The sequence below is a fragment of the Bradyrhizobium sp. MV1.5 genome, from assembly GCF_055807615.1.
The window spans coordinates 25,186-49,957 of the sequence record NZ_JBVVPL010000023.1 but is presented as its reverse complement, the minus strand read 5'-3'; the positions used below and the strand labels follow the sequence as shown (position 1 = coordinate 49,957).

General features: G+C 63.4%; 21 protein-coding genes. 15 read left to right on the top strand and 6 right to left on the bottom strand.

The window, feature by feature from the left end; translation table 11 throughout:
• The first annotated feature begins 70 nt into the window (after positions 1-70).
• The 4 genes from AC0L2J_RS21455 to AC0L2J_RS21440 all read left to right on the top strand — a co-directional run bounded on the left by AC0L2J_RS21455 (position 71) and on the right by AC0L2J_RS21440 (position 4,196).
• Positions 71-646, top strand: a complete 576-nt coding sequence (locus AC0L2J_RS21455; protein WP_007608059.1) for an HdeD family acid-resistance protein — start codon at positions 71-73, stop codon at positions 644-646.
• A 112-nt stretch (positions 647-758) separates the two neighbouring features.
• Entirely contained in the window at positions 759-1,967 is a 1,209-nt protein-coding gene (locus AC0L2J_RS21450) for an ABC transporter substrate-binding protein (RefSeq protein ID WP_007608060.1), read from the top strand.
• Positions 1,968-2,125: 158 nt separating this feature from the next.
• Positions 2,126-3,355, top strand: a complete 1,230-nt coding sequence (locus AC0L2J_RS21445) for an acyl-CoA dehydrogenase family protein (protein ID WP_473393962.1) — start codon at positions 2,126-2,128, stop codon at positions 3,353-3,355.
• A 349-nt stretch (positions 3,356-3,704) separates the two neighbouring features.
• Positions 3,705-4,196 carry a septal ring lytic transglycosylase RlpA family protein gene (locus AC0L2J_RS21440; RefSeq protein ID WP_063993120.1) on the top strand — a complete coding sequence of 164 codons (492 nt, stop codon included), beginning with the start codon at positions 3,705-3,707 and terminating at the stop codon, positions 4,194-4,196.
• Between the two features lie 113 nt (positions 4,197-4,309).
• Here AC0L2J_RS21440 and AC0L2J_RS21435 read toward each other — a convergent pair whose 3' ends face one another.
• From AC0L2J_RS21435 to AC0L2J_RS21420, 4 genes are all read right to left on the bottom strand, one after another.
• Positions 4,310-6,283, bottom strand: a complete 1,974-nt coding sequence (locus AC0L2J_RS21435; RefSeq protein ID WP_473247513.1) for an AI-2E family transporter — start codon at positions 6,281-6,283, stop codon at positions 4,310-4,312.
• A gap of 91 nt (positions 6,284-6,374) precedes the next feature.
• On the bottom strand, positions 6,375-6,683 hold the full coding sequence (locus AC0L2J_RS21430) for a hypothetical protein (protein ID WP_007608068.1): 309 nt from the start codon (positions 6,681-6,683) through the stop codon (positions 6,375-6,377).
• Between the two features lie 147 nt (positions 6,684-6,830).
• Complete coding sequence (locus AC0L2J_RS21425) at positions 6,831-7,013, bottom strand: hypothetical protein (RefSeq protein ID WP_007608069.1); 183 nt, start codon at positions 7,011-7,013, stop codon at positions 6,831-6,833.
• Between the two features lie 336 nt (positions 7,014-7,349).
• Positions 7,350-9,089 (bottom strand): methyl-accepting chemotaxis protein, encoded by a 1,740-nt coding sequence (locus AC0L2J_RS21420; RefSeq protein WP_473393954.1) that lies wholly within the window; start codon positions 9,087-9,089, stop codon positions 7,350-7,352.
• Positions 9,090-9,309: 220 nt separating this feature from the next.
• On the opposite strand from AC0L2J_RS21420, the gene AC0L2J_RS21415 reads away from it, so the two are divergent.
• From AC0L2J_RS21415 to AC0L2J_RS21400, 4 genes are all read left to right on the top strand, one after another.
• Positions 9,310-10,692: an ethanolamine ammonia-lyase subunit EutB gene (locus tag AC0L2J_RS21415; RefSeq protein WP_473393950.1), complete on the top strand. Its 1,383-nt coding sequence runs from the start codon at positions 9,310-9,312 to the stop codon at positions 10,690-10,692.
• Between the two features lie 152 nt (positions 10,693-10,844).
• The gene (locus AC0L2J_RS21410) at positions 10,845-12,431 is read left to right on the top strand and encodes a B12-binding domain-containing radical SAM protein (RefSeq protein WP_473393946.1); all 1,587 of its coding nucleotides are present in this window, start codon (positions 10,845-10,847) and stop codon (positions 12,429-12,431) included.
• A 6-nt stretch (positions 12,432-12,437) separates the two neighbouring features.
• Positions 12,438-13,223 carry an ethanolamine ammonia-lyase subunit EutC gene (gene eutC / locus AC0L2J_RS21405; protein ID WP_473393944.1) on the top strand — a complete coding sequence of 262 codons (786 nt, stop codon included), beginning with the start codon at positions 12,438-12,440 and terminating at the stop codon, positions 13,221-13,223.
• A gap of 206 nt (positions 13,224-13,429) precedes the next feature.
• Positions 13,430-15,796 (top strand): efflux RND transporter permease subunit, encoded by a 2,367-nt coding sequence (locus AC0L2J_RS21400; RefSeq protein ID WP_063993118.1) that lies wholly within the window; start codon positions 13,430-13,432, stop codon positions 15,794-15,796.
• Positions 15,797-15,919: 123 nt separating this feature from the next.
• Here AC0L2J_RS21400 and AC0L2J_RS21395 read toward each other — a convergent pair whose 3' ends face one another.
• Positions 15,920-16,417, bottom strand: a complete 498-nt coding sequence (locus AC0L2J_RS21395; RefSeq protein ID WP_007608075.1) for a hypothetical protein — start codon at positions 16,415-16,417, stop codon at positions 15,920-15,922.
• A 462-nt stretch (positions 16,418-16,879) separates the two neighbouring features.
• Between AC0L2J_RS21395 and AC0L2J_RS21390 the strand changes: the two genes are divergently transcribed.
• The 6 genes from AC0L2J_RS21390 to AC0L2J_RS21365 all read left to right on the top strand — a co-directional run bounded on the left by AC0L2J_RS21390 (position 16,880) and on the right by AC0L2J_RS21365 (position 23,065).
• On the top strand, positions 16,880-17,113 hold the full coding sequence (locus tag AC0L2J_RS21390; protein ID WP_007593627.1) for a hypothetical protein: 234 nt from the start codon (positions 16,880-16,882) through the stop codon (positions 17,111-17,113).
• 195 nt (positions 17,114-17,308) lie between these two features.
• Positions 17,309-18,193, top strand: a complete 885-nt coding sequence (gene hpnC / locus AC0L2J_RS21385) for a squalene synthase HpnC (protein WP_007608077.1) — start codon at positions 17,309-17,311, stop codon at positions 18,191-18,193.
• Entirely contained in the window at positions 18,183-19,022 is an 840-nt protein-coding gene (hpnD, locus tag AC0L2J_RS21380) for a presqualene diphosphate synthase HpnD (RefSeq protein ID WP_007608079.1), read from the top strand. The genes hpnC and hpnD overlap by 11 nt, the downstream gene beginning before the upstream one ends.
• Positions 19,022-20,278 (top strand): hydroxysqualene dehydroxylase HpnE, encoded by a 1,257-nt coding sequence (gene hpnE, locus AC0L2J_RS21375; RefSeq protein WP_007608081.1) that lies wholly within the window; start codon positions 19,022-19,024, stop codon positions 20,276-20,278. Before hpnD ends, hpnE begins: the two co-directional genes overlap by 1 nt.
• A 73-nt stretch (positions 20,279-20,351) precedes the next feature.
• Entirely contained in the window at positions 20,352-22,319 is a 1,968-nt protein-coding gene (shc, locus tag AC0L2J_RS21370; protein WP_007608083.1) for a squalene--hopene cyclase, read from the top strand.
• A complete protein-coding gene (locus AC0L2J_RS21365; protein WP_007608085.1) occupies positions 22,316-23,065 on the top strand; it encodes a phosphorylase in 750 nt (249 codons plus the stop codon). The genes shc and AC0L2J_RS21365 overlap by 4 nt, the downstream gene beginning before the upstream one ends.
• Before the next feature lie 153 nt (positions 23,066-23,218).
• On the opposite strand, the gene AC0L2J_RS21360 is transcribed toward AC0L2J_RS21365, so the two are convergent.
• Positions 23,219-23,752 (bottom strand): REP-associated tyrosine transposase, encoded by a 534-nt coding sequence (locus tag AC0L2J_RS21360; protein WP_473393930.1) that lies wholly within the window; start codon positions 23,750-23,752, stop codon positions 23,219-23,221.
• 68 nt (positions 23,753-23,820) lie between these two features.
• On the opposite strand from AC0L2J_RS21360, the gene AC0L2J_RS21355 reads away from it, so the two are divergent.
• Positions 23,821-24,153 carry a DUF6572 domain-containing protein gene (locus AC0L2J_RS21355; protein WP_473393927.1) on the top strand — a complete coding sequence of 111 codons (333 nt, stop codon included), beginning with the start codon at positions 23,821-23,823 and terminating at the stop codon, positions 24,151-24,153.
• Positions 24,154-24,772: the final 619 nt, after the last annotated feature.

Here is a 24,772-nt window from a genome sequence, read left to right as displayed (position 1 = left end):
GGCTGTCGTCCCGGTGCGGCGCGCGCTATACTGGCCTGTGCTCGCGGGCTTCCATGCAGGAGTGGCCGTCATGACAAGTGCCTCGGATATCTCCCATCCTTCCGGCCTGGGCTCCGGGATCGCGGCCCTGCATGCCAAATGGGGCTGGATCGTAGCCTTGGGAGTCGTCTACCTCGTCGCCGGCTTCGTCGCACTTGGCAGCGTGGTCATGGCGACGGTGGCGAGCGTGATCGTGGTTGGTGCCATGATGATCGTCGCAGGCGCGGCCGAAATCATCGGCGCGTTCCAGATGAAAAGCTGGGGCAAGTTCGTAATCTGGGCCTTGCTCGGCGTACTCTATGTTATCGCGGGCTTTCTCACCTTCGAGAACCCGCTGTTTGCTGCAGTGTTGCTGACCCTGTTCCTGGGTGCCTCGCTGCTTGCCTCCGGCGCCGTCCGGCTGTTTCTCGCTTTCAGCATGAAGCGTGAAAGTCCGTGGGTCTGGGTGGCGCTCTCGGGCGCCATCACGCTGCTGCTGGGGCTGTTGATCCTGGCACGTTGGCCGGTGAACAGCGTCTACATCCTCGGCCTGTTTCTCGGCATCGACCTGATCATGGCGGGCGCGGGGTGGGTGAGCCTGGGCTTCAGCCTGAAGCGGCGCCACTGATCAGCAACTCGACGCAAGACCCTCTCACGGAACTCCGCTGATCTGGCGTGCTGGCAAAAAGCAGCACGCTGCGCCTTCCGACTCGCGCGGCGATCATCATCGGGGAGAAACCATGAAAGCCGCTTTGGTCCTGGCTGCAGCCTTGGCTGCCTGCCTGTCCACGCCTGTCTCCGCGCAAAAATCCTACGGTCCCGGCATCAGCGACACCGAGATCAAGATCGGCAACACCATGCCCTATAGCGGTCCCGCATCGCCGCTCGGCATCACCGGCAGGGTGATCTCGGCCTATTTCGACGAGGTGAACGAGAAGGGCGGGATCAACGGCCGCAAGCTCAATCTGCTGTCGCTCGACGACGCCTTCTCGCCGCCGAAGACCATGGAAGCGGCGCGGCGGCTGGTCGAGGGTGACGGCGTCGCCTTCATCTTCGCGACCATGGGCACCGCGCCGAGCTCGGCGATCGCGAAATATCTCAACAGCAACAAGGTGCCGCAGCTGTTTCTGATCAGCTCGGCCTCGAAGTGGAACGATCCCGCCAACATGCCCTGGTCGATGGCGCTGCCATGGGCACCGAACTACACCAGCGAGGCCGCCATCGACGTCGCCTATGCCCGTGCCAAGAACCCGAACGCGCGCTTCGCGGTGCTCTATCAGAACGACGACGCCGGCAAGGAATATCTGCGCGGCGTCAAGGAAGCGCTTGGTGCCGACGCCGACAAGGTGATTGCGATGGCGTCGAGCTTCGAGGTCGCCGACCCCACCGTCGATTCCCAGGTGCTGACGCTCGCCAACACTAAGGCCGACGTGTTCATGATCTATTCGGTGACGCCGCGTGCCTGCGCCCAGGCGATCCGGAAAGCACATGAGGTCGGCTGGCAGGCGACGCGCTTCCTCGCCTCGGGCTGTGCCAACAAGGCCACCGTGATGGTCCCGGCCGGCCTCGATGCCGGCAAGGGCGTGCTCTCGCTCGGCTCGCTCAAGCCGTTCGTCGAGGTGCCGAAGGATGATCCGGCGATGACGGCCTATATCGATTTCATGAAGAAGCGCCTGCCCAATGCCGACGTCAACAACGTCGCAGGTCTCTACGGCTACACCGTCGCCGAGGCATTGGTGGTCTTGCTGAAGCAGTGCAAGGACAATCTGACGCGCGAGAACATCATGGCGCAGGCGGCCAATTTGAAGAACGTGCCGCTGTCGCTGCTGATGCCCGGCATCACGCTCAACACCACGCCGCAGGATTTCCGCCCGATAAAGGACGGCTATATGCTCGAGTTCAACGGCACCGACTGGATCGTGGCAAGCGAGCTGTTGCGCGGGACGTGAGGGCAAGCGAGCGCCCGCTTTGGAGGCACCGATGTTTCCACATCGTCATGGCCGGGCTTGTCCCGGCCATCCACGTCTTGCCCCTGGCACGAAAGGACGTGGATGCCCGGGACAAGCCCGGGCATGACGACCTCAGATGTTGCGAACAGGAGAACACAATGGACTTTCACCACTCCGAACGTTCGCTCGAGTTGCAGGAGCGCGTCCGCCGGTTCATGCGCACGCATGTCGAGCCGGTCGAGGAGCTCTATTACGAGCAGGTGAAGCCGGAAGTGACACGCTACAAGACGCCACAGGTCCTTCAGGACTTGAAGCGGCTGGCGCGCGAGCAGGGGCTTTGGAACCTGTTCCTCTCCGGCGAGCACGGTCAAGACCTTAACAACACTGGCCTCAGCAATCTCGAATACGCGCCGGTGAAGGAGATCATGGGCCGCATCCTCTGGGCGCCGGAGGTGTTCAATTGCTCGGCGCCGGACGTCGGCAACATGGAGGTGTTGGCAAATTACGGCACGCCGGCACAGCAGGAGCGCTGGCTGAAGCCGCTTCTGGAAGGACGCATCCGCTCCGGCTTCTCGATGACGGAGCCGCAGGTCGCCTCCAGCGATGCCACCAACATCCAGTGCGAGATCAAGCGCGACGGCGGCGACTACGTCATCAACGGCCGCAAATGGTTCACCTCCGGCGCGATGAACGAGGATTGCGAAATCCTGATCGTGATGGGCAAGACCGCGCCCGACGATCCCGATCGCCACCGCCAGCAATCCATGATCCTGGTGCCGAGAGCGACGCCCGGCGTGCGCATCGTCCGCGACATGCTGACCTACGGCTATGATGACGCGCCGGTCGGCCATCCCGAGATCGTCTACGAGAACGTTCGCGTGCCCGCGGAGAACATCCTGCTCGGCGAGGGCCGCGGCTTCGAGATCGCGCAAGGCAGGCTCGGCCCCGGCCGTATCCATCATTGCATGCGGCTGATCGGCTGCGCGCAGCGTGCGCTGGAATTGATGTGCCAGCGCGCGGTCTCCCGCACAGCGTTCGGCAAGCCGCTCGCAGAGCAGGGCTCGGTGCGCGAGGACATCGCGCACTCATTCTGCGAGATCGCGCAGGCGCGCTTGCTGACGCTGCAGGCCGCCGACAGGATGGACCGCGAGGGCAACAAGATGGCGCGCGACCTGATTGCCGCCGCCAAGATCGTGGTGCCCAGCATGGCCGCCCGCGTCATCGACCGCGCCATCCAGATCCACGGCGCCGCCGGCGTCTCGCAGGACACATTCCTGGCGCGTGCTTACGTTTACGCCCGCTTCATCCGCATCGGCGACGGACCGGATCAGGTGCATCTGGCAGCGGTGGGGAAGGAGCTGATCAAGCGAGGCGGGGTGATGGCTTAGGGACGATCTCTCCTTCTTTGTAGAAGAAGGTGCCTGCCTCCGCCCCAGCGCGTCGCGGCGATGATCGCGCTCCTGGGAAAAACAACGTCAATAAGAATGAACACGGTCAGGCAGGCGGGCGCATCGATTAGCCTGATTTGTAACGCCGCGAGACTCATGTCGTCGCGCTATTTCACTGTCGCTCTCGTCGTCATGCTGTTGACGCAATGTCTGTCTTAGACGGCGACAACTAAGACACCGTGCTGGAACTATTGCGGTTCCTGCAGACTGTTCCGGAGCCAGGGGTGGCTCGACCCGCAAAACGATTTGCGGCATCGGAACCGAACAATCGAAAATCACAGGAGATATAATGGTGTTCCGATCGAGCGCCGCAATTTGCGGCGCCGTAATTGCGCTTGCCGTTTCCGTTTCTATTGCGCGATGCGAAGCTGGTGGGGTTCACTCAAGCACTGCCGACAATGCCGCTTCCGGGGAAGCGATCGTTGGCGCGGCATCCATGTACAATCCGTTCAAGCCGGGCAAAGAGGAGGGCGGCCCGAAGACGGCTTCCGGCGAGCGCTATGATCCCTCGGTATGGTCGGCTGCCATCAAGACGAGCTTGCGTAAGAAATTCGGTGGGGTCCGATTTGGCGCGAAGCCGAAATACGCCCTCGTCGAGGCCGTCGGCAAGAAAGTCATCGTCAGGATAAATGACGTGGGACCACTAAGGCCTGGCCGCATCATCGACTTCAATGAGCGGACCATGCGCCATTTCGATCCGAGCCTGGAGCGTGGGGTCATTCCTGACGTAAAAGTCCGGCCGCTTGCCGGCGGCGATTGGACACCCGGACCGGTTGGTTGAATCGCGCACCAGAAGGTCGCGCAGCACGGCCGAAGATCCCGGGCGCCGCGCCATCGCCGCGATGACATCATGGTTTGCTGCGCGCCCGTAGCAGCCATGTCCACGCGTCCAAACTACGAAGCGGCCGTGATCTTCGAAATCTGGCCTTCGGCTCCTGTGCCAAGGGAGTCCACACCTGTCGCCTCTATGCAGAGTTTGAGCGCTCCGCCCAGAGTTGCAGCAGCCAGATCCGCCTTGGCACCTTCCCGCAGGCTTTCCAGCGCCGCTGGGTCGATGTCCTTCATCCAGCAACCCAGAATGATTGTAGCCTTCGGCAATTTACGGCGAAGCCGTCGCACCGAGTAGCGCATATGGGCAGGACTACTTGCGTCCATATAGACAAGACAGGCAATGGCGACCCCGGCGGTCTCCAGCCGGAAGATATTCGCCGTCGATAACGCTCCCGCTGCTTCAACTCGGGACGACAAACCATGCGCATCCGTCAGTTGAGCCAGCATGATCGCAGCGGCTTCGTCGATCGGATTTCGTCCAGCCAAGCAGAGCACGGGATGATCGCCTTGCCATTCAGAAGGCAAGTCCTCCTTGCGCAGCACCCGCAGGCTCTCATAAGGCGCGTCCTCAGCCACGCCCTCTATGGCAGATGTAGCTTCGACATCAGTGGTCGGGTTGACCTTCGGCGACGGACGCTCATCCTGCTCCGAAATGTTATTGGCAAATTCCTGGACCGCATCCCTGATTTTGGTCAGCCGGTCGGGAGCCAGAGCGCCGCGCTCGGCATCCGCTTGAGCCAGTTGCAGTCCTCGCAGGGCGACTTCGTCGTAATAGGAGCCAAGAGATCGCTCCTTCAAGAACTCCTCGGCTTTTGCCGATGCTTCTGTCGGATCGCCGGCGAGCATCCGCTGATAGAATATCTCAGGCGGAGAGAGGGCTGGTCGGTCTCCAAACATGACGTCCAGGAACTCCAGGCGCTCGACATGGCGGCCCAGTACGACCAGACACACGGTAAGGGGGGTCGCCAGAACGAGGCCGATTGGACCCCAGAGCGCCGTCCAGAACGTCGCGGAAGCCACAACGGCCACCGGCGAGAGTCCCGTGCTGTGTCCATAGACCATCGGCTCCAGCACATGGCCGACGACCGGCTCCACCACCACGAACAGCGCGATCGTCCACAGCAGCATCGTCCAGGTTGGATCGACGGCGACCGCGAGAGCGAGAGGAAAGGCGGCGGCGATGACCGCCCCAATGTATGGCACGAAGCGCAGCACTGCTGCCAGAATGCCCCACAGGATCGCGCTTGGAACGCCGATCAGCCAGAGACCCATTCCGATGATGATGCCGAAGCTCCCGTTCAGCAGAAGCTGGATCAGGAAAAGCCGGCTGAGGCGGCTCGCCGCGTCATCAAGGGCAGCCGTGGTGCGCTGCAGGTCGTCCGAACCGGCCAGCCTGATCAGACGATTACGAAGATCCTCGCGCTGAAGCAAAATGAAGATCACGAATATGACGATGATCCCGGTCGTTGCGAGCGGATGAAGCAACGGTGAAATCAGCGTTTGCAAGCTCTCCAGCGCGCCGGGATCGGGCTGAAGCACTTCCACAGGAACGGGCTTCGGCGAGGCCGCTTTCGGAGCTGCTATGGTCCCCAACGAATTCGCGGCGTCCTTGGGCTTGTCGAGCTCTTTGCTGAGGTCCTTCAACATGCTCGAAGCCCGCTCGAGCGTGCCTCGACCGGCGGTGGTCTCACGGAAGGATTGGATCTTCTCGCTGATTGTGGACTGATATCGCGGCAAATCGCCGGCCAGCTGCGCGAGTTGGGTAGCGAGCAGACTGCCCATCGCAAATATGAACGCGAAGGCGATCACGACCACGCTCACCACAGCTAAACTGCGTGGAATGCGCAGACGCTGAACCAGTCGAACCAGGGGCGCCAGCACGAAGCTGAGCAAGACGGCCAGCGCTATCGGAATGATGATCTCGCGACCATAATACAGCACCATGACAATGATCGCGGCGAGAATAGCCATCGCCACGGCGCTCAGTAGCGAAATCAGTTCTTCCGGAGTTCGTGCTTTGAATGGCTGCCTGATCACAGCTCCTCGCTAGGCCGGGAAAGACGGCGAGTTTGTAGTTGAAAAAAGCCGCGGATTGCTCCGCGGCTTTTGCATTCACAGGATTCGTATCTCAGTAAGTGCCGATCCCGACGCTCACGCCGGGAGCGCGGAAGCCGATGCCGCTGCGCTCTTCATAGCCGCGCCGCTCGATGTAGCGCTCGCGAGGTGCATATCCGTAGGAATCGCGCCCATCGCGGATGATAACACGGCGCTCGCTGCGCTCGCGCCAGCAACGACCGTCTTCATTGCAGACCATGCGCACGTTTTGAACGTTGCTGTCCGGTGCGGCGGAAAGGTTGGGGGACAGCGGGGCTGCGGAAGCAGCGGTCACGAGAAGGGTAGTTGCTGCGGCCGTCAGTGCGGCTGTTAAAAATTTCATGGTGTTTCTCCAAAATGTGATGTGTCAGTGAGGCAATAGACTGGGAACCCAATGGTTCCATGGCTGAACAGATATCGTCAGCTGCCACCACTCTGTTCGCAGACATCGCCGTGCCCGAAAAACAGGTCAACTCGCCATGATTGGCGATTATGACTTGGAAGATGGGATTGCGGAGAGAGTCATCGCGCGGTCTCTGTGAAGATCGGCTTCGAGATCCTGGACGATGTCGTGGAGCAGCACGGCGGCAAGCGGATCAGTCACCTCTCGCTCCAACGCCCTGTAGCGCCAGATCCTGACCTCCTGGTCGTCGAATTGGCCCTCTGTCGACATGCTGTAATCCCTCCGGCTAACGACGCAGAGGCGGCTGTATAGTTTCGCTAAAATTGTTGGATCAGTGTCTATGGTTCATCAACGGTAAGCGATGAGAGGCGGCCTCAGCCAGCCATCGGCTTCTCACGATCTACCGGCCCAGCGCGGAAAGCTCCAACATTGACATCATGCCCCTGTTTTGCCCGACGAGTCAAATATCATTTCGCAAAATACGAATAGTTTTGGACTAGAGCCAAGTCATTGATATCGCTGTCCCCGGCTACTGTGCATGGGGTTGTTTGCGCGCTTTTTGATGGAGCGACCCCACCGCCGGCTCTGCTGCCGATGAACGTGCTGCTACCCCACCTTGGCGACGGGGCCGTCCGCCGCGCCTGAGCGCAGGTTCTGGAAGAACTTCTCCACCTCGCGCGACAGCGTCTCCGCCGTCTCGGTCACGCTGCTCGCAGCCGTCAGCACCGAGGAGGCCGCAGTGTCGGTCTCGCCGATGGCGTCGCGGAGCGAGCTGATGTTGGCGACGAGGGTCTCGTTGCCTTGGGCAGCCGATTGCGCGTTGGACGAGATCTCGCGCGTGGCGGCGTCCTGCTGGCCGATGGCGCCGGCGATCGCCGAGGTGACATCGTTGATCTCGCGCACCGCGCCGCCGATCTCGCGGACGGCGTCGACCGCGTTGCGGGTGGAGGACTGGATCATCGAGACGTTTTCGCTGATGTCGGCCGTCGCCTTCGCGGTCTGCCCCGCGAGTGCCTTGACTTCGTGTGCGACGACGGCAAAGCCGCGGCCGGCATCGCCCGCGCGCGCGGCCTCGATGGTGGCATTGAGCGCGAGCAGATTGGTCTGCTCGGCGATGGCCTGGATCAGGCTAAGCACGCCGTCGATGCGCTGCGTGGCGGCCGCCAGGCTCTCGATCTCGGCGATCGATTTCTCGGTGCGCTGGCCGGTCTGCTCGACCGCGCTGGCGGATTGCCGCACCTGCCGGCCGATCTCCACCACCGACGCAGACAGCTCCTCGGCCGCACCTGCCACCGCCGTGACGTTGTGCGAGGCCTGCTCGGTGGCGTTCGCCGCCGTGCCGGCGCGGCTGCTCGCGTCCGCGGTGACGCGGGTGATGGTCTGCGCCGTCTCGCGCATGACGGAGGCGTTGTCGCTGAGGCCGCGCATGATCGCGCCGATCGCCCCGCGAAACGCGTCGACGGATTGCTCGATGTGGCGGGCGCGCTCCTCGCGCGCTGCGGAGTCCTGCGAGACCTGCGAGGCGAGGTTGCGGTTGCGCCCCATCGCGTCCTGGAAGATCTGGATCGCGCGTGCCAGTGCGCCGATCTCGTCGGCGCGGTCAGAGTGCGGCACCACGACGTTCTCGGCGCCGTCAGCGACCTGCTTGATGGTCGCGGTGATGGCGGAGAGGGGGCGTGCGATCGAGCGGGCGATGATGACGACGCCGATCACGACGAGCGCGAGCGCCACACCGGCGAGGCAGGTCAGGACGAAGGACAGGGTGCGATTGGTCTCGGTCTCGTGCGCGATTTGCCCCGCGCGCCCGGCATAGACCTTGGACAGCGCCTCGAGATCCTTGTTCAGCGCCGAGCGCACGGCGCGGTTGGCGTCGTTGTCGCCCCATTCGCGGCCCGCGGCCGCATTGATCTCGACGCCGCGTCGCACCAGCTCCTTGCGAAACTCGACGAACTGCTCGATGCGCTTCTTGAAGGTGGCGAACTGCTCGGCATCGTCAGCCTTGACGATGGTCTCCCAGCGCTTCACGACGCCGAGGATCTGGGCGTTGAACTTGAGCAGGCCCTCGCCGTATTTCTTCACCACGGCCGGTTCAGTCGACATGTAGACGCCGCGCGATTCCATCACGACCGCATAGACCAGCGAATTGACCCGCTCGACGTTCAGCGCGGCGGCGTTCGCGGTCTCGATCGCGGTGGTCAGCTCGGCACCGCGGCGGCTGTTGTAGTCGGACAGCATCGCGATCGCCGCCGTGAGCAGCGCAAACAGCGCAAAGATCGCGTAGAGCTTGTTGGCAAGCGTGAAGCGGCCGGCGAGGCCGGTGGCATTCCCAGATTGGTCGGTTGTCATGGTTTTCAGGGGCCCGAATGGCCGGGAGCGGCCGGAGAGCGCGGTCGTACAAATTAATGCAAAACTATGCAGAATGAAGATGGACGCGGCGTTAACGCCGGGTTTGGCCCCACTCGGCAGCGGTCGAAAGAAAGGGAGATATTTCAGCGTCTTGATCTGAAGGTATAGTCTTGGGATCGCGCTGGAGTCGGCCTCTGGCCGACGAACCCCGGAGAAACCCTTGGTCTACCGCCACACCATCGACGCCACGACCTACGCATTTCCGGATCTGCGCGACCTGCTCGCCAAGGCGACGCCGCCGCGCTCCGGCGACCGGCTGGCCGGGATCGCCGCCGCCAGTGCCGAACAGATGATCGCGGCGCGGATGGCGCTGGCCGACGTCCCGCTCGGGCAGTTCTTGCAGGAAGCCGTCATTCCCTATGAGACCGACGAGGTCACCCGCCTCGTCATCGACAGCCACGACGCCAAGGTCTTCGCGCCGGTGGCTTCGCTGACGGTCGGTGCATTTCGCGACTGGCTGCTGTCGGATGCCGCGACGCCCGAAATCTTGCGCAAGCTGGCCCGCGGCATCACCCCGGAGATGGCCGCCGCGGTCTCGAAGCTGATGCGCAACCAGGATCTGATCCTGGCGGCGCGGAAATGCGAGGTCACCACCGCTTTCCGCAACACCATCGGCCTGAAGGGCCGGATGAGCACCCGGCTCCAGCCCAACCATCCCTTCGACGACGCCAGGGGCATCACCGCCTCCATCCTCGACGGCATCCTGCTCGGCGCCGGCGATGCCTGCATCGGAATCAACCCGGCGAGCGACGACCCGGCCGTGATCGGCCAATTGCTGCGGCTGCTCGACGAGGTCATCGCGCGGCTGAAGATCCCGACCCAGGCCTGCGTGCTGACCCATGTCACCACGACGCTGTCGCTGATCGGGCAGGGCGTGCCGGTCGACCTCGTCTTCCAGTCGGTCGCCGGCACTGAGGCTGCCAACCGCGGTTTTGGCGTCGACCTCGCGCTTCTCAAGGAGGCGCACGAGGCCGGGTTGTCGCAGAGGCGCGGTACGATTGGGCAGAACGTGATGTATTTCGAGACCGGGCAGGGCTCGGCGCTATCGGCCAATGCCCATCACGGCGTCGACCAGCAGACCTGCGAGGCCCGCGCCTACGCCGTGGCCCGCGCCTTTGCGCCCCTCCTGGTCAACAGCGTGGTCGGCTTCATCGGCCCGGAATATCTCTACGACGGCAAGGAAATCATCCGGGCCGGGCTGGAGGATCACTTTTGCGGCAAGCTGCTCGGCCTGCCGCTCGGGATCGACATCTGCTACACCAACCACGCCGAGGCGGACCAGGACGACATGGACAATCTGCTGACGCTGCTCGCTGCCGCCGGCGTCACCTTCATCATGGGTGTCCCCGGCGCCGATGACGTCATGCTGAACTATCAGTCCACGTCTTTTCACGACGCACTCTATGTCCGCGACGTCTTCGGACTGCGTCGTGCGCCGGAGTTCGACGACTGGCTGGTGCGGTCCGGCATTGCGGGCGCCGATTTCCGGCTTGCCGGCGATGCAGGCCAGCTGCCCGATTTTGCGTCACGGCTGATCGCGTGACGCGGCGGAAGCACCCGGTGGCCCGAGGAAACCATTGGTCCCTCCGGGAATTAGGCTCATGCCACAATATTGAGAAATTCCGGCGGCAGCATTACGCTATGTGTCTGTCTGGCAATTTCCGCGGCTAAGTCGAGCGTGGCGGGGGAGCTTCGATGCGAGCTGAAAGTAACGGGACGTCCCGGCGGATTCTCTGCGTGTTTCCGCGATACACATCGTCGTTCGGGACGTTCGAGCATTCCTACCCCCTGACCGATGGCGTCCGCGCCTTCATGCCGCCGCAGGGACTCTTGCTGCTCGCGGCCTATCTGCCCGAGGAGTGGCAGGTCAAATTCGTCGACGAGAACCTTCGCCGCACGACGAAGGAGGAGTTCGAATGGGCGGAGGCGGTCTTCGTCAGCGGCATGCACATCCAGCGACAGCAGATGAACGACATCTGCCGCCGCGCCCACGAGTTCGACCTGCCGGTCGCGCTCGGGGGTCCCTCCGTCAGCGCCTGCCCGGACTACTATCCGTCCTTCGACTATCTCCATGTCGGCGAGCTCGGCGACGCGACCAATCAGCTGCTCGAAATACTGTCGCGCGACATCTCGCGTCCCGAGACCCAGGTGGTTCTGACCACCAAGGATCGCGTGCCGATGACGGAGTTTCCGATCCCGGCATATGAGCTCGCCGACGTCAAGAAGTACTTCCTCGGCAGCATCCAGTATTCCAGCGGCTGTCCGTATCAGTGCGAGTTCTGCGACATCCCCGGCCTCTACGGCCGCAATCCGCGCATCAAGTCGCCGGAGCAGATCATCGCCGAACTCGACCGTCTGCGCGAATGCGGCATGACCGACACGGTCTATTTCGTCGACGACAATTTCATCGGCAACCGCAAGGCGGCGCTGGACCTCCTGCCGCATCTGATCGAATGGCAGAAGAGGACCGGTTACGTGGTGCGGCTCGCCTGCGAGGCGACGCTCAACATCGCCAAGCGGCCGGAAATCCTCGAGAAGATGCGCGAGGCCTATTTCATCACGATCTTCTGCGGCATCGAGACGCCCGACCCTGATGCGCTGAAGGCGATGCACAAGGACCATAACATGATGGTCCCGATCCTCGAGGGCGTGCAAACCATCAACTCCTACGGCATGGAGGTCGTGTCCGGCATCATCATGGGGCTCGACACCGACAAGCCGAACACTTCGGAGGCGTTGCTCGCCTTCGTCGAGGACTCCCGGATTCCGCTGCTCACGATCAACCTGCTTCAGGCGCTGCCGAAGACGCCGCTGTGGGACCGTCTGGAGCGCGAGGGGCGCCTGGTCGAGGACGACGGCCGCGATTCCAATGTCGACTTCCTGCTGCCCTACGACGACGTCGTCGCGTCCTGGAAGCACGCCATGGCCGTCGCCTACGAGCCCGAGAAGGTCTACGCGCGCTTCCAGTATCAATGCGACCACGTTTACGTGCACCGGCTGAAGATGCCGACGCCGGACGAGATGAAGACCTGGCCCAACATCAGGCGCGGCCTCGTCATGCTGCGAAACATCTTCTGGAAGGTCGGCGTGCTCGGCGACTACAAGCGCGTGTTCTGGAAATTCGCGCTGGGCCGCATCAAGCGCGGCGATCTCGAAGGCCTGATCGGCTGCACCCTGATCGCGCACCATCTCATCACCTTTGCGCGGGCGGCCTCGACCGGCCAGCAGAACGCCTCGAACTATTCGATCCGGCTACGCGAGGCCTCCGTCCCCGCCGAATGACACAACATGTCTGATCCGGCCATCCCGCGTCGTCCGACCCTCGATCTGCGGTCGCTTACGCCCGCGCGCGTCGCGCTCGGGCGCAGCGGCGCGAGCCTGCCGACGCGGGCACTGCTCGATTTCACGCTGGACCATGCCCGCGCCCGCGATGCCGTGCATGCCGTCTTCGATGCGCCGCGGCTGGTTGCAGATCTCCGCGCGCTTGGCCTCGTCGTCACCGAGGCGAACAGCCGGGCGGTCGACCGCGGGGACTATCTGCGGCGGCCCGATCTGGGCAGACGGCTCGATGCCGGATCAGCCGAGGCCCTGACGCGGTGCGCCTCGGAGCCGTGCCAACTCGCGGTCGTGATTGGCGATGGGCTGTCGGCGGCGGCGGTCCACGCCCATGCGGCCGCGCTGGTGATGCGCCTGCTGCCGTTGCTTGCAGCCGACGATGGTGTCGCGATCGGCCATGTCGTCGTCGCCTCAGGCGCGCGCGTTGCGCTCGGCGACGAGATCGGCGCCATTCTCGGCGCGCGCATGGTCGTGATGCTGATCGGCGAGCGGCCGGGCCTGTCGGCGCCCGACAGTCTCGGCGCCTATCTGACTTTCGCCCCGAAGCCTGATCGCACCGATGCCGAGCGCAATTGCGTGTCGAACATCCACAAGGCCGGGTTGAGCTATGACGAGGCTGCCTTCAAGATCGCCTGGCTGGTCCGCGAGGGGCTCGCGCGGGAAGTGACCGGTGTGGCGCTGAAGGACGAGAGCGCGGACCGCGCGCCGCGTCGAATTGGCACGGCTTTGCCCGAATGAAGGGCATTGAGGCAAAATCGCCACATCTTGATCGATTCGGCCACACTCCGCCTGCTTGCGAGAAGGGTGATTGACCTGCTAAACCCCTCGCGGCGATTTTCTGCGCATTTTCAAAGGGCAAGCCTCCCATTGGTATGGCATTTTCAAGCCGTTCGCGGGGCGCGACAAGCTCACAGACCCGAGCCGATTTAGGAACTGGACAAGGCATGCTCGAAAAGCACAGCGAGAGTGAGGTTCATGTCGACAAGGTCGAGCAGGGGCCTGCGTCCTCGATCGCCTTCGGGCTGGAGCGCATCGGGCTGATCGCAGTCCGGGCGCCCATCGTCTCCTGCATCGTCCTGCTCGTGCTGATCGTCGGCGCCGTGTTCGGCATCCACCGGATCAAGATCGACGATTCGCTGTCGCAGCTGTTCCGGTCCAACACGCCCGAATTCCGCCAGTACGAAGCGGTGACCAAGAAGTTCCCGGCCGAGGAATTCGACGTCCTCGTCGTGGTCGAGGGCAAGACCCTACTGGCGCGGAACAACCTCGAGAAGCTGCGCGACTTCGTCACCGACATGCAGCTGATCGACGGCACGCGCGGACTGGTCTCGCTGTTCTCCGCGCGTCAGGCGCCGGCGCCGGGCAAGCTTCCCGCCGCGCTGTTCCCGCCCGAGCTGCCCGAGGGCGCGGCTTATGACAAGTTCATCGAGGGTGTCAAAACCAACGAGATCATCCGCGGCAAGCTGTTGTCCGAGGACGGCACGCTGGCGCTGATCGTGCTGTCGCTCGATCCGGAGGTGGTCGCCTCCAACAAGCTGACCAAGACCGTCGCCGACATCCGCGCGCTGATGAAGGAAGACCTCGGCGACACCGGCCTCAACGTGCAGCTTTCCGGCGTGCCGGTGATGCAGCTCGAAATCCGCAACGCGGTCGAGCGCGACGGGCTCACCTACAACATCCTCGGCATTCTCGCCGGCTGTGTCATCGCCATCATCTTCTTCCGCAAGATCTCGTTCATGGTGGCGGCGGCGTTCCCGCCGATGATCGCGATCCTGCTGGCGCTCGGCGCGCTCGGCTGGGCCAATTTCAATCTCAACATGTTCCTGAACGTGATGACGCCGCTCATCATGGTGATCAGTTTCTCGGACTCGATGCAGCTCACCTTCGCCGCGCGCGACCGGCTGATCGCGGGCCAGGACAAGTTCACCGCATTCAAGAACGCGGTGCTGGTGGTGGGACCGGCCTGCGTGCTGACGCACGGCACCGCCGGTATTTCCTTCATCGCGCTCCAGTTCTCCGACTCCGATCTGATCCGCAAGTTCGGCGAGGCGGGTCTCGCCGCCACCATCATCGCGCTGGTCGCGGTGTTGTCGCTGGTGCCGGTGTTCGGCGTGCTGCTCGTGCGCAACGAGAAGGTCTTTGCGACCAAGTTCCAGAGCGCGGACGCCGGCGTGCAGGCGCTGCGTAATTTCTGCTACTGGATCGCGGTGCGCATGGTGGGCCGCCCCGGCCTGTTCAGCCTGATCGCCGTGGTGTTCGTGGCAGGCCTCGGTGTCATCTACGCCAATCTGGAGCCGCGCTACCGGCTCGCCGACCAGGTGCCGGACAAGCGCCAGGCGGTCGCCGCCAGCGACCGGCTCGACGCCAAGCTCACCGGCGCCAATCCGGTCAACGTTCTGATCCAGTTCCCCAAGGGCGAATCGCTCTATTCGCCGGAGACGCTGCAGACCATCGCCGACGTGCACGCGACGGTGGAGAAGGCAGCCGGTGTCGGCAACGTCTGGTCGGTCGAGACCCTGCGCCGCTGGCTCGCGGACAAGGCCGGCAGCGCCGACGTCGCGACCCTGAAGGAATATGTCAGCGTCATTCCGGAGCATCTGGTGCGCCGGTTCATCGATGCCGAGCAGGACGCCGTCGTGGTCGCAGGTCGCGTGCCGGACAAGGATTCCAGCCAGCTCCTGCCGATCGTCGACAAGCTCGATACCGAGCTCGACGCCGTCCGCAAGAAGCATCCCGGCTATGAAGTGGCGGTCACGGGACTTGCCGCGATTGCCGCGCGCAACTCGGCCGGCATGATCGAGAAGCTCAACCGCGGGCTTACCGTCGAATTCGCGCTGGTCGCGATCTTCATCGGCCTGGCCTTCCGTTCCTGGGTCGTGATGTTCGCCTGCATCCTGCCGGGCATCTTCCCCGTCGTGATGTCGGGAACGGTGCTGTGGGCGATGGGTGAGGGACTGCAATTCGCCAGTGTCGTGGCTCTGACCGTTTCGTTTGGTCTCGGCTTAAGCGCCACCATCCACTTCCTCAACCGCCTCAGGCTCGAGAGCAAGCCGGGCGTCGGCTCGGCGCTCGCGGTGGAGCGCGCGACCGTGCTGGTCGGCCCGGCATTGATCCTGACCACGCTGGTGCTGGCCTGCGGTCTCGTCGTCACGGTGTTCTCCGACCTGCCGTCGCTACGGCTGTTCGGCTGGCTCAGCGCCTTCTCGATGGTGATGGCGCTCGTCGCCGATCTCTTCATCCTGCGGCCGACGGCGATGTGGCTGATCAATCTGCACGGCAAGCTTCAGGGCACCGACAAGCCGGCGATCTGAGCGGCTTCATTCATCGGACACTCGAATCGGCGCGGTCCGGGCGACTGCGCCGCGTCTCCGAAAAACAACAAAGCCCCGGTTCGCGAGAACCGGGGCTTGCTGCTTTCGAAGCGGTAAGAGCTGTCAGCCCTTCGTCATCGTGATGTTGACGCCGCGAATCTCGCCCTTCGATGAGATCTGCACCGTCTGCTTGGTGCCGTTGGTGCGCAGCGACAAATTGGCGGCAAAGCCGTTGGCCTCGACGAACACCTCGATCTGGCCGCCACCGGCGGTGCCTTGCAAATTGCCGAAGATGTTGCGGTTGGTCTCGCTCCAATTGCCGGAGATGCGCTCGCCCTGGCTGGTCACGTCGCTGGTGAGGTCGAACTTGTAGCTGTCGGACGCGCAGTGCAACGCCTGCTTGAGGCTGAGACCGGTGCCGGCAACCTTGTAGTCGGCCTTGCAGCGGATGCGCTCGGTGGAGCCGTCGGACAGCGACACCGTACCCGTCCCGGTCCACGCGCCCTCGAAACCTGCAAACGGTCCGGACGCCTGAGCCTGACTTGTCGACACCGAGAAGAGCAGCACAGCGCCGATGCCGGCTGCCTTGATTGCCAGTTCAGATCGCCCAAAGAATTTCATCTTCAAAATATCCCGTTTTGGAACGACGTCCGCTTGTCACCAAGGACGTCTCGCCACATCGAAGGTTTAGTGTTCCGAGCCTGTGTCAGGTTCAATGGCCGGCCGCCCACACGTCGGCATCGCGAAGCGCGCTTGCCATGGTTGGTCTCCGGATTCTCTGCGTTTCGGCATGTTTCTGACGCCCGAGGTGGGACGGAGAGATGCAGCTCTGCAACAGGTGCGCAGCAAAACGCGGCGTGCCTGAATTATGACGTAGTATCAATCTCTTACATTTGCCAGAGAAGGCGCAGGGAAGCCCTGATTTGGTGGACGTGGCGCCAATTTGGCCGCATTTGCCAGTGCTTGTGCCTTCTCCGAGGCCGCTACTCCCGCGGCGACTTGCCCATCAGAACAATCCGCTCCGGTCGTCGCCCTGTGCTGTCCGGGATTGGTGCGATTCTGCCGTCAGAATGAAGGAATACAATGCGTAAGCTTCTCGTCGCTCTCACCTTGCTGTCGGCCTCCCTCTCGACCGCAGCGTTCGCCCAGCAAGGGCGCGGCACGGACGCCGAGCAGAAGGCCTGCTCGCGCGATGTGCAGAAGCTCTGCCGTCCGGTCATCGATCAGGGCGATTTCACCATCCTGGCCTGCCTCAAGGAAAACCGGGCGAAGATTTCGCAGGCCTGTGACCAGGTCTTGAAGAACCACAACCAGTAAGCTCGGCCACTGGCCCACAAAAGGCGGCCCCCGGGGCCGCCTTTTCGGACCTGATCCGCAAAGGGCAGCCATCGAGAGACAGGATTGGTTTTGCGGCCGTATTCCCCTATATGGGGGCCGCGGCGGCATCGCCGGCACGGGCTAGCGCGAGCGAAAAAGCCCTTCCTGTTCCAAACGATTGTAGACCAGCCCTCGATGACCTCTGCGAGCGAATTGCGATCCGGAAAGGGTGAGCGCGACGAGAATTTTCCCGTCGCGTCCTGGATCATTCATCCGCGTCATCGCGCGCTGATCCTGGCGTATTACAATTTCGTCCGCACCGCCGACGACATCGCCGACCACGCCACGCTGCCGCCGGACGAGAAGCTCGCTTATCTCGACCTGCTCGAGGCGGAATTGCTCGGCAAGGGCGACACCCAGGCCGAGGCCGTCAGCTTGCGGCACGCACTGGCCGAACGCGGCATGGCGCCGCGCCACGCGCTCGACGTGCTCATCGCGTTCCGGATGGACGTGACCAAGTTGCGCTACGAGAATTGGGACGAGGTCATCCATTATTGCCGCTATTCGGCGATGCCGGTCGGCCGCTTCATGCTCGACGTCCATGGTGAGAGCACCTCGACCTGGGCCGCGTCGGATGCGCTTTGTGCAGCGCTGCAGATCAACAACCACCTTCAGGATTGCGGCAAGGATTTCCGCGAGCTCAACCGCGTCTACCTGCCGCGCGATGCGCTGGCCGCGAGCGGCGCCTCGGTCGAGCAACTCGGACTGGCGCAGTCGCCGTCGGCGATGCTGGCCTGCCTTCAGGCTCTCGCCGTGCGCAACGAAGCTCTGCTCGACGAGGGCAGGTCGCTAGCTGCGGAGATCCGGGATTTCCGCCTCGGCGTCGAGGTCTCGGTGATCCAGGCCTATGCAGATCGCATCGTGCGCCTGTTGAAGGTGCGCGATCCCCTGCGCGAGCGCGTGCACCTGAACAAGTTCGAGCTTCTCACCTTCAGCCTCGCCGGCATGATTGGCGAAGTCGGCCGCCGCGCGGTCGGACGCAAGGCCATTTCCAGACCGGGGACTGCACATGACGCTTGAGGCGAGCTCGCCCGGCGCCAATTATGGCTCGACCGCATCCGGCAGTTCGTTCTACGCCGCGATGCGCATCCTGCCGCACGACCAGCGCGAAGCGATGTTCCAGATCTATAGTTTCTGCCGCCAGGTCGACGACATTGCTGATTCCGACGGTCCGCGCGACGAGCGGCTCGCCGCCCTTCAGGCGTGGCGCAACGACATCGATGCGCTCTACCAGGGCAATCCGCCACCGCGGCTGAAGGACTACGTCGCCTCGGTGAAGACCTTCGGCCTCAAGCGCGAGGATTTCCTCGCGATCGTCGACGGCATGGAGATGGACGTGCCGCAGGACATCCGCGCGCCCGACATGGCGACGCTGGATCTCTATTGCGATCGCGTCGCGAGTGCCGTGGGGCGGCTGTCGGTCCGGGTCTTCGGCCTGCCGGAAGAAGACGGCATCGAGCTTGCTCATCATCTCGGCCGCGCGCTCCAGCTCACCAACATCCTGCGCGACATCGACGAGGACGCGGGCCTCGGCCGGCTCTATCTGCCGCGCGAAGCGCTGCTGCATGCCGGCATCACCTCCAACGATCCGGACCGCGTGATCGTCGAGCGCGCGCTGCCGAAGGTCTGCCTGCCGCTGGCGCAGCGCGCAAAGGTGTATTTCGAGAAGTCGGACGAGATCATGAACCGCAACCGGCGCCGCGCGGTGCGCGCGCCGCGGATGATGTCGAAATACTATCATGCCATTCTGGATCTCCTGATCGCGCGCGGGTTCAACGCGCCGCGTGAGCCGGTGCGTGTGTCGAAGGTCACACGCATCGCCATCCTGCTCCGATACGCTCTCATCTGATGCAAAAAACAGCTCACATCATCGGTGCTGGAATCTCCGGCCTCTCCGCCGCCGTGCGGCTCGCCAATGCCGGCTTCAAGGTCGCCGTGCATGAGGCGACGCAGCAGGCCGGCGGCCGCTGCCGTTCCTATTTCGACGGCGCCACCAACCTCACCATCGACAATGGCAACCATTTGCTGCTGTCCGGCAACAGCCATGCGCGCGCCTATGCGCGCTCGATCGGCACCGAAGCGGGCCTCGTCGGTCCGGAGCGCGCGCAGTTTCCCTTCGTCGATATCACGACCGGGCAGCGCTGGCAGATCGATCTCGGCGATGGCCGGCTGCCGACGTGGGTGCTCGACGAGAGCCGCCGTGTCCCCGACACCGGGTTGACCGATTATCTGAAGCTGGCGCCGCTGATCTGGGCGTCGGAAGAGACGCTGGTCGGCAAGTCCATTCCCTGCGAGGGCGTCCTCTATCAGCGCCTGGTGCAGCCGCTGCTGCTCGCGGCGCTCAACGTCGATCCCCCCGAAGGCTCGGCGGGGCTTGCCGGCGCGATCGTGCGCGAGACGCTGCTCGCCGGCGGGCAGGCCTGCCGCCCCCTGATCGCGCGCGACGGGCTCAGCGCGGTGCTGATCGAGCCTGCCGTGACGTTCCTGCAGGAGCGCGGGCACAGCGTTCAGCTCGGCCATGAGCTGCGCTCGTTTGCAACCCATGACGGTAAGGTCGGCGCGCTGAATTTCGGCGGCGAGGATGTGATCCAGATCGGTGCGGGCGACGTCGTCGTGATGGCGGTGCCGCCGCGCGCTGCCTCCAACCTGCTGCCGGGCCTGAAGACGCCGACCGAATTCCGCGCCATCGTGAATGCGCATTTCCGCGTCGAGCCGCCAGCGGGATCGGCTCCGATCCTCGGCGTGATCGGCGGCGTCGTGGAATGGCTGTTTGCGTTCCCGAACCGGCTGTCCGTCACCATCAGCAACGGCGACCGTCTGGTCGACATGCCGCGCGAGGAACTCGCGCAGGCGATCTGGAAAGACGTCTGCAAGGCGGGCGGTGTTTCCGGCGAGCTGCCGCCCTGGCAGATCGTGCGCGAGCGCCGTGCCACATTTGCGGCGACGCCGGCGCAGAATGCCCTGCGTCCAGGGCCGGTCACTGCGCTGAAAAACCTGTTTCTTGCAGGCGATTGGACTGCTACGGGATTGCCTGCAACCATCGAGGGATCGGTCCGATCCGGTGATCGCGCCGCCGATCTGGTTCTGGCCGCCAAGGGATACTGACAGGCGGCCCTGACGGGCATTTGTCCCGGTCAATTTCGGCCAATTCAATCGACTATCGGAGCAATCGAGCGAGATGGATTCCGTGAACGCGACCAGCCGCGAAGCCCAAGAATTGGGGAACTTGGAATCGAGCATTGCGTCGGCCACCGAAGGCGTCCTCGGCTTTCAGCAATCCGACGGCCATTGGGTGTTCGAGCTCGAGGCCGATTGCACGATTCCGGCCGAATACGTGCTGCTGCGCCATTATCTCGCCGAGCCGGTCGATGCCGTGCTCGAAGCCAAGATCGCCAATTATCTTCGCCGCGTTCAGGGCGCCCATGGCGGCTGGCCGCTGGTGCACGACGGCGAGTTCGACATGAGCGCCAGCGTGAAGGCATATTTCGCGCTGAAGATGATCGGGGATCCCATCGACGCGCCGCACATGGTGCGTGCGCGCGAGGCGATCCATTCCCGCGGAGGCGCCGTTCACAGCAATGTCTTCACGCGCTTCATGCTTGCGATGTTTGGCGTCGTGACCTGGCGCGCGGTACCGGTGCTGCCGATCGAGATCGTGCTGCTGCCGTTCTGGTCGCCGTTCCACATCAACAAGATCTCCTACTGGGCGCGCACCACCATGGTGCCGCTGATGGTCATCGCCGCGCTGAAGCCACGGGCGAAAAATCCGAAAGGCGTCGGCATCGACGAGCTGTTCCTGCAGGACCCGCGCTCGATCGGCATGACCGCCAAGGCGCCGCACCAGAGCATGGCCTGGTTCGTGCTGTTCCGTGCGCTTGATGGCATTTTGCGCGTGATCGAGCCGATGTTTCCCAAGAGCCTGCGCAAGCGCGCCATCGATGCCGCGCTCGCCTTCACCGAGGAGCGGTTGAACGGCGAGGACGGCATGGGGGCGATCTATCCGCCGATGGCCAACATCGTCATGATGTACGAGGCGCTCGGCAAGGATGAGAGTTATCCGCCGCGCGCGATCACGCGCCGGGGTATCGACAAGCTGCTCGTGATCAAGGACGACGAAGCCTATTGCCAGCCCTGCGTCTCGCCGGTGTGGGACACGACTCTGACCGCCCACGCGCTGCTCGAAGCCGGCGGTGACAGGGCGGTGCCTGCGGCCAAGCAGGGTCTCGACTGGCTGATCCCGAAGCAGGAGCTCGAGGTGAAGGGCGACTGGGCGGTGAAGCGGCCCGACGTGCGCCCGGGCGGCTGGGCCTTCCAGTACAACAATGCCCATTATCCCGATCTCGACGACACTGCGGTGGTCGTGATGTCGATGGACCGCATGCGCCGGGAGCACGGCGCGACCGGCTATGACGCCGCGATCGACCGCGCCCGGGAGTGGATCGAGGGCATGCAGAGCGACGACGGCGGCTGGGCTGCCTTCGACGTCAACAACCTCGAATATTATCTGAACAACATCCCGTTCTCGGACCATGGCGCGCTGCTCGACCCGCCGACCGAGGACGTCACCGCGCGCTGCATCTCGATGCTGTCCCAGCTCGGCGAGACCGCGAAGACCAGCAAGCATGTCGCCGATGGCATCGCCTACCTGCGGAAGACCCAGCATCCCGAAGGCTCCTGGTACGGCCGCTGGGGCATGAACTTCATCTATGGAACCTGGTCGGTGCTGTGCGCCCTCAACATGGCCGGCGTCCGCCATGACGACCCCATGATCCGGAAAGCCGCCGGCTGGCTGGCCTCGATCCAGAACAAGGACGGCGGCTGGGGCGAGGATGCCGTCAGCTACCGGCTGGACTATCGCGGCTGGGAGGCTGCCCCCTCGACCGCCTCGCAAACGGCATGGGCCTTGCTTGCCCTGATGGCGGCAGGCGAGGTTGATCACCCGGCCGTCGCCCGCGGGGTGGAGTACCTGATTGCAACACAGAACGAAAAAGGACTGTGGGACGAACAGCGGTACACCGCCACAGGCTTTCCCCGTGTATTCTATCTACGGTACCATGGTTATCCGAAGTTCTTCCCGCTGTGGGCGTTGGCGCGGTATCGGAACTTGCGGAACACCAACAGCAGGGTGGTAGGGGTCGGAATGTGACTTTGGGGACGGGGGACTATGTTACCGCGGGTCAAACCGTTGATCCGCGGCCGATATTGATCGTGACTGGACTGGTTCAGGAGGCCCGCATCGCGGCCGGGCCCGGAATGGCGGTTATTTGCTCGTCGAGCAGCCCGACCCAGTTGCGGGCGCTGTTGACGGTGCTGGATCCCGAGACGATTCGCGGTGTGATCTCGTTCGGCGTGGCCGGCGGGCTTGACCCGACGCTGCGCTCCGGCGACGTCGTGCTGGCGACCGAGGTGCTCGCGGGCGACACCCGCTGGGCTGCCGGCCTGTCGCTCGGCGACGACCTGATCGACCGCCTGACGTCGGGGCGCCGCCGCGTGGTGCGCGGCAGCCTCGCCGGTGCCGAGGAAGTGGTCACCGGGCGCTCCTGCAAGGCGGCGCTGCATTCCGAGACCGGAGCGGCCGCCGTCGACATGGAAAGCCACATCGCGGCCGCCTACGCCGCCGAGGCCGGCTTGCCGTTCGCCGCGGTCCGCGTCATCAGCGATCCCGCCCATCGCGCGCTGCCGGCGCTCGCCCGCGCCGCCATCAAGCCGAACGGTCAGATCGACGTGCTGGCCGTGCTGCGCGGCATCGCGCGCAATCCGACCGCGCTGCATGGACTGGTCTCGACCGGCCTCGACTTCAACCGCGCGCTGCGCAGCCTGCGCGGCTGCCGCGACTATTTAATCGGCACCGAGCTTGTGGAGAGCGAAGCGCTGGTCTCCGAGGCGGCCTGAGCCGGGTTCTGCGATCACTAAAAACAAAAGGTCCGGTCGCCATTGGTGCCGGGCCTTTTTTTGATCGTGGCCTGGTCGCCATCAGCGGCCGGGCCTCGCAAAGCGTCACTCCGTAGGATGGGTTGAGCCCTTGCGAAACCCATCTCTTCCCGATCAGCGCTCTCCATAATCGCGGCCATCATCCGACTGATCGCCCGCCCAATCGACTGGATAGTTGCCAAGCTCCTCGTGACGATGAAACGAGGACGGCGCCCAGTCGCGTACCCGGTCGACGAGCCTGTGCTTGACCGGATTGATATGAACATAGTCGATATGCCGGGCGAAATCGATTTCGTCGCGAATGGTGTGCTCCCAATATCTGCGTTGCCAGATGCCCCGCTCACCTTTGGCCGAACGGCTTCGGGAGATCCTTTCGTTTCGCGCCAGACCGCGCGAAAACGTGGACTTGATCAATTGCCAGCGCATTGCAAAATCGGCGTCAGCTTCAGGCAACGTCCATACGGTGTGAAGATAATCAGGCAACACCACGATGGCATCGATCGTGAACGGATGGCGCTGGTGCGTCTCACGAAACGCCGCGCGCAATAGCTCGACATGATCCGTGAGCAACGATAGCTTCCGTTCCGCCAGATTGACGGTAAAGAAGAAGCACCCACCCGGAACGAAGTTGCGACGGTACGCGGTCATGGCGCAACGTTATCACCAAACAAGTGAGACGGGTTTCGCAAGGGCTCAACCCATCCTACGGGCTGAATATGTCAGTAGATCAGGCCGATACAATTGACGTCGCGACCATCGACAAGGCTTCCGGTGAGCTATGGCTCACGATCAGCGATCATCTGCCGTGGGATGACAACGAAGGCGACCATCTCGTCCTTCTTCAGAACAAGCTCAACGCGTATCTTCGCTTTATCGAAAGTGGCGAGATATTCAAAAAGGTGCCCGATGCCAAGGGGCGCGGTATTGTAATCAACCTGGTCGGGAAGTTCCCGCTGAGCCATAAGGCCGACTTCTTCTACGGGAAGGCGCGAGCCGCCATAGAAAGCGCGGGCGTTCGGTTACAGTTTAGCCTTATGAGCCCCAATTAAGTGGCCCTCGCGGGGCACCCTTGGAATGCACCCCTAAGTGAGACACAGGTAATTCCTGTGACAAGCGCTCGTCTATCGTACGGTTTGCGCGGAGGTTGGATTTCGGGAAAGTAGTGCTTCCGCGCGCCGCCGACTGGCTGGCGCCGCTTTCGAATGGGCCATGATGGCATAGTGCCACTGTTTTGCCCGACGCGTCAAATTAAATTCGTAAAATACGAAGCTAGTGCTGGCCTTCGATTGCGCTCAAAATGACGGCGCGGCTCGAATGCGGTGCAAATCTGCAGAATCCCAGCCATTGCCCGGTTGCCGCTGATTTGTTCGACGCCGCAATGACTTGCCGAATGCACACTGAGCCGTTCAGCAGTCGCGTTTCTACTGTGCATGGGGTTGTTTTTCACTTTTTTGCGGGAGAGCTAACTGACCCCACAGCGGAGGGAGGGGAGCACTGCCTGCACATTTGCTCTTCCCCAATGCGCCTGAGCAAAAAAACAAAAGGCCCGGTCGCCATTGGCGATCGGGCGCTTTTTGTTTGATGTCTGCCTAACCTGAGTGGAGCGGGGCGCAATCCGGGACATTCAACGCGGAGGGACCGTCCCGGATTTCGCTTGCGCTCCATCCA

What these genes read in the sequence shown, in the direction of transcription:
- AC0L2J_RS21455 (WP_007608059.1), top strand. Translation starts at nt 71, where the DNA reads ATGACAAGTGCCTCGGATATCTCCCATCCTTCCGGCCTGGGCTCCGGG.
- AC0L2J_RS21450 (WP_007608060.1), top strand. Translation starts at nt 759, where the DNA reads ATGAAAGCCGCTTTGGTCCTGGCTGCAGCCTTGGCTGCCTGCCTGTCC.
- AC0L2J_RS21445 (WP_473393962.1), top strand. Translation starts at nt 2,126, where the DNA reads ATGGACTTTCACCACTCCGAACGTTCGCTCGAGTTGCAGGAGCGCGTC.
- AC0L2J_RS21440 (WP_063993120.1), top strand. Translation starts at nt 3,705, where the DNA reads ATGGTGTTCCGATCGAGCGCCGCAATTTGCGGCGCCGTAATTGCGCTT.
- AC0L2J_RS21430 (WP_007608068.1), bottom strand. Translation starts at nt 6,683, where the DNA reads ATGAAATTTTTAACAGCCGCACTGACGGCCGCAGCAACTACCCTTCTC.
- AC0L2J_RS21425 (WP_007608069.1), bottom strand. Translation starts at nt 7,013, where the DNA reads ATGTCGACAGAGGGCCAATTCGACGACCAGGAGGTCAGGATCTGGCGC.
- AC0L2J_RS21420 (WP_473393954.1), bottom strand. Translation starts at nt 9,089, where the DNA reads ATGACAACCGACCAATCTGGGAATGCCACCGGCCTCGCCGGCCGCTTC.
- AC0L2J_RS21410 (WP_473393946.1), top strand. Translation starts at nt 10,845, where the DNA reads ATGCGAGCTGAAAGTAACGGGACGTCCCGGCGGATTCTCTGCGTGTTT.
- eutC (WP_473393944.1), top strand. Translation starts at nt 12,438, where the DNA reads ATGTCTGATCCGGCCATCCCGCGTCGTCCGACCCTCGATCTGCGGTCG.
- AC0L2J_RS21400 (WP_063993118.1), top strand. Translation starts at nt 13,430, where the DNA reads ATGCTCGAAAAGCACAGCGAGAGTGAGGTTCATGTCGACAAGGTCGAG.
- AC0L2J_RS21395 (WP_007608075.1), bottom strand. Translation starts at nt 16,417, where the DNA reads ATGAAATTCTTTGGGCGATCTGAACTGGCAATCAAGGCAGCCGGCATC.
- AC0L2J_RS21390 (WP_007593627.1), top strand. Translation starts at nt 16,880, where the DNA reads ATGCGTAAGCTTCTCGTCGCTCTCACCTTGCTGTCGGCCTCCCTCTCG.
- hpnC (WP_007608077.1), top strand. Translation starts at nt 17,309, where the DNA reads ATGACCTCTGCGAGCGAATTGCGATCCGGAAAGGGTGAGCGCGACGAG.
- hpnD (WP_007608079.1), top strand. Translation starts at nt 18,183, where the DNA reads ATGACGCTTGAGGCGAGCTCGCCCGGCGCCAATTATGGCTCGACCGCA.
- hpnE (WP_007608081.1), top strand. Translation starts at nt 19,022, where the DNA reads ATGCAAAAAACAGCTCACATCATCGGTGCTGGAATCTCCGGCCTCTCC.
- shc (WP_007608083.1), top strand. Translation starts at nt 20,352, where the DNA reads ATGGATTCCGTGAACGCGACCAGCCGCGAAGCCCAAGAATTGGGGAAC.
- AC0L2J_RS21360 (WP_473393930.1), bottom strand. Translation starts at nt 23,752, where the DNA reads ATGACCGCGTACCGTCGCAACTTCGTTCCGGGTGGGTGCTTCTTCTTT.
- AC0L2J_RS21355 (WP_473393927.1), top strand. Translation starts at nt 23,821, where the DNA reads ATGTCAGTAGATCAGGCCGATACAATTGACGTCGCGACCATCGACAAG.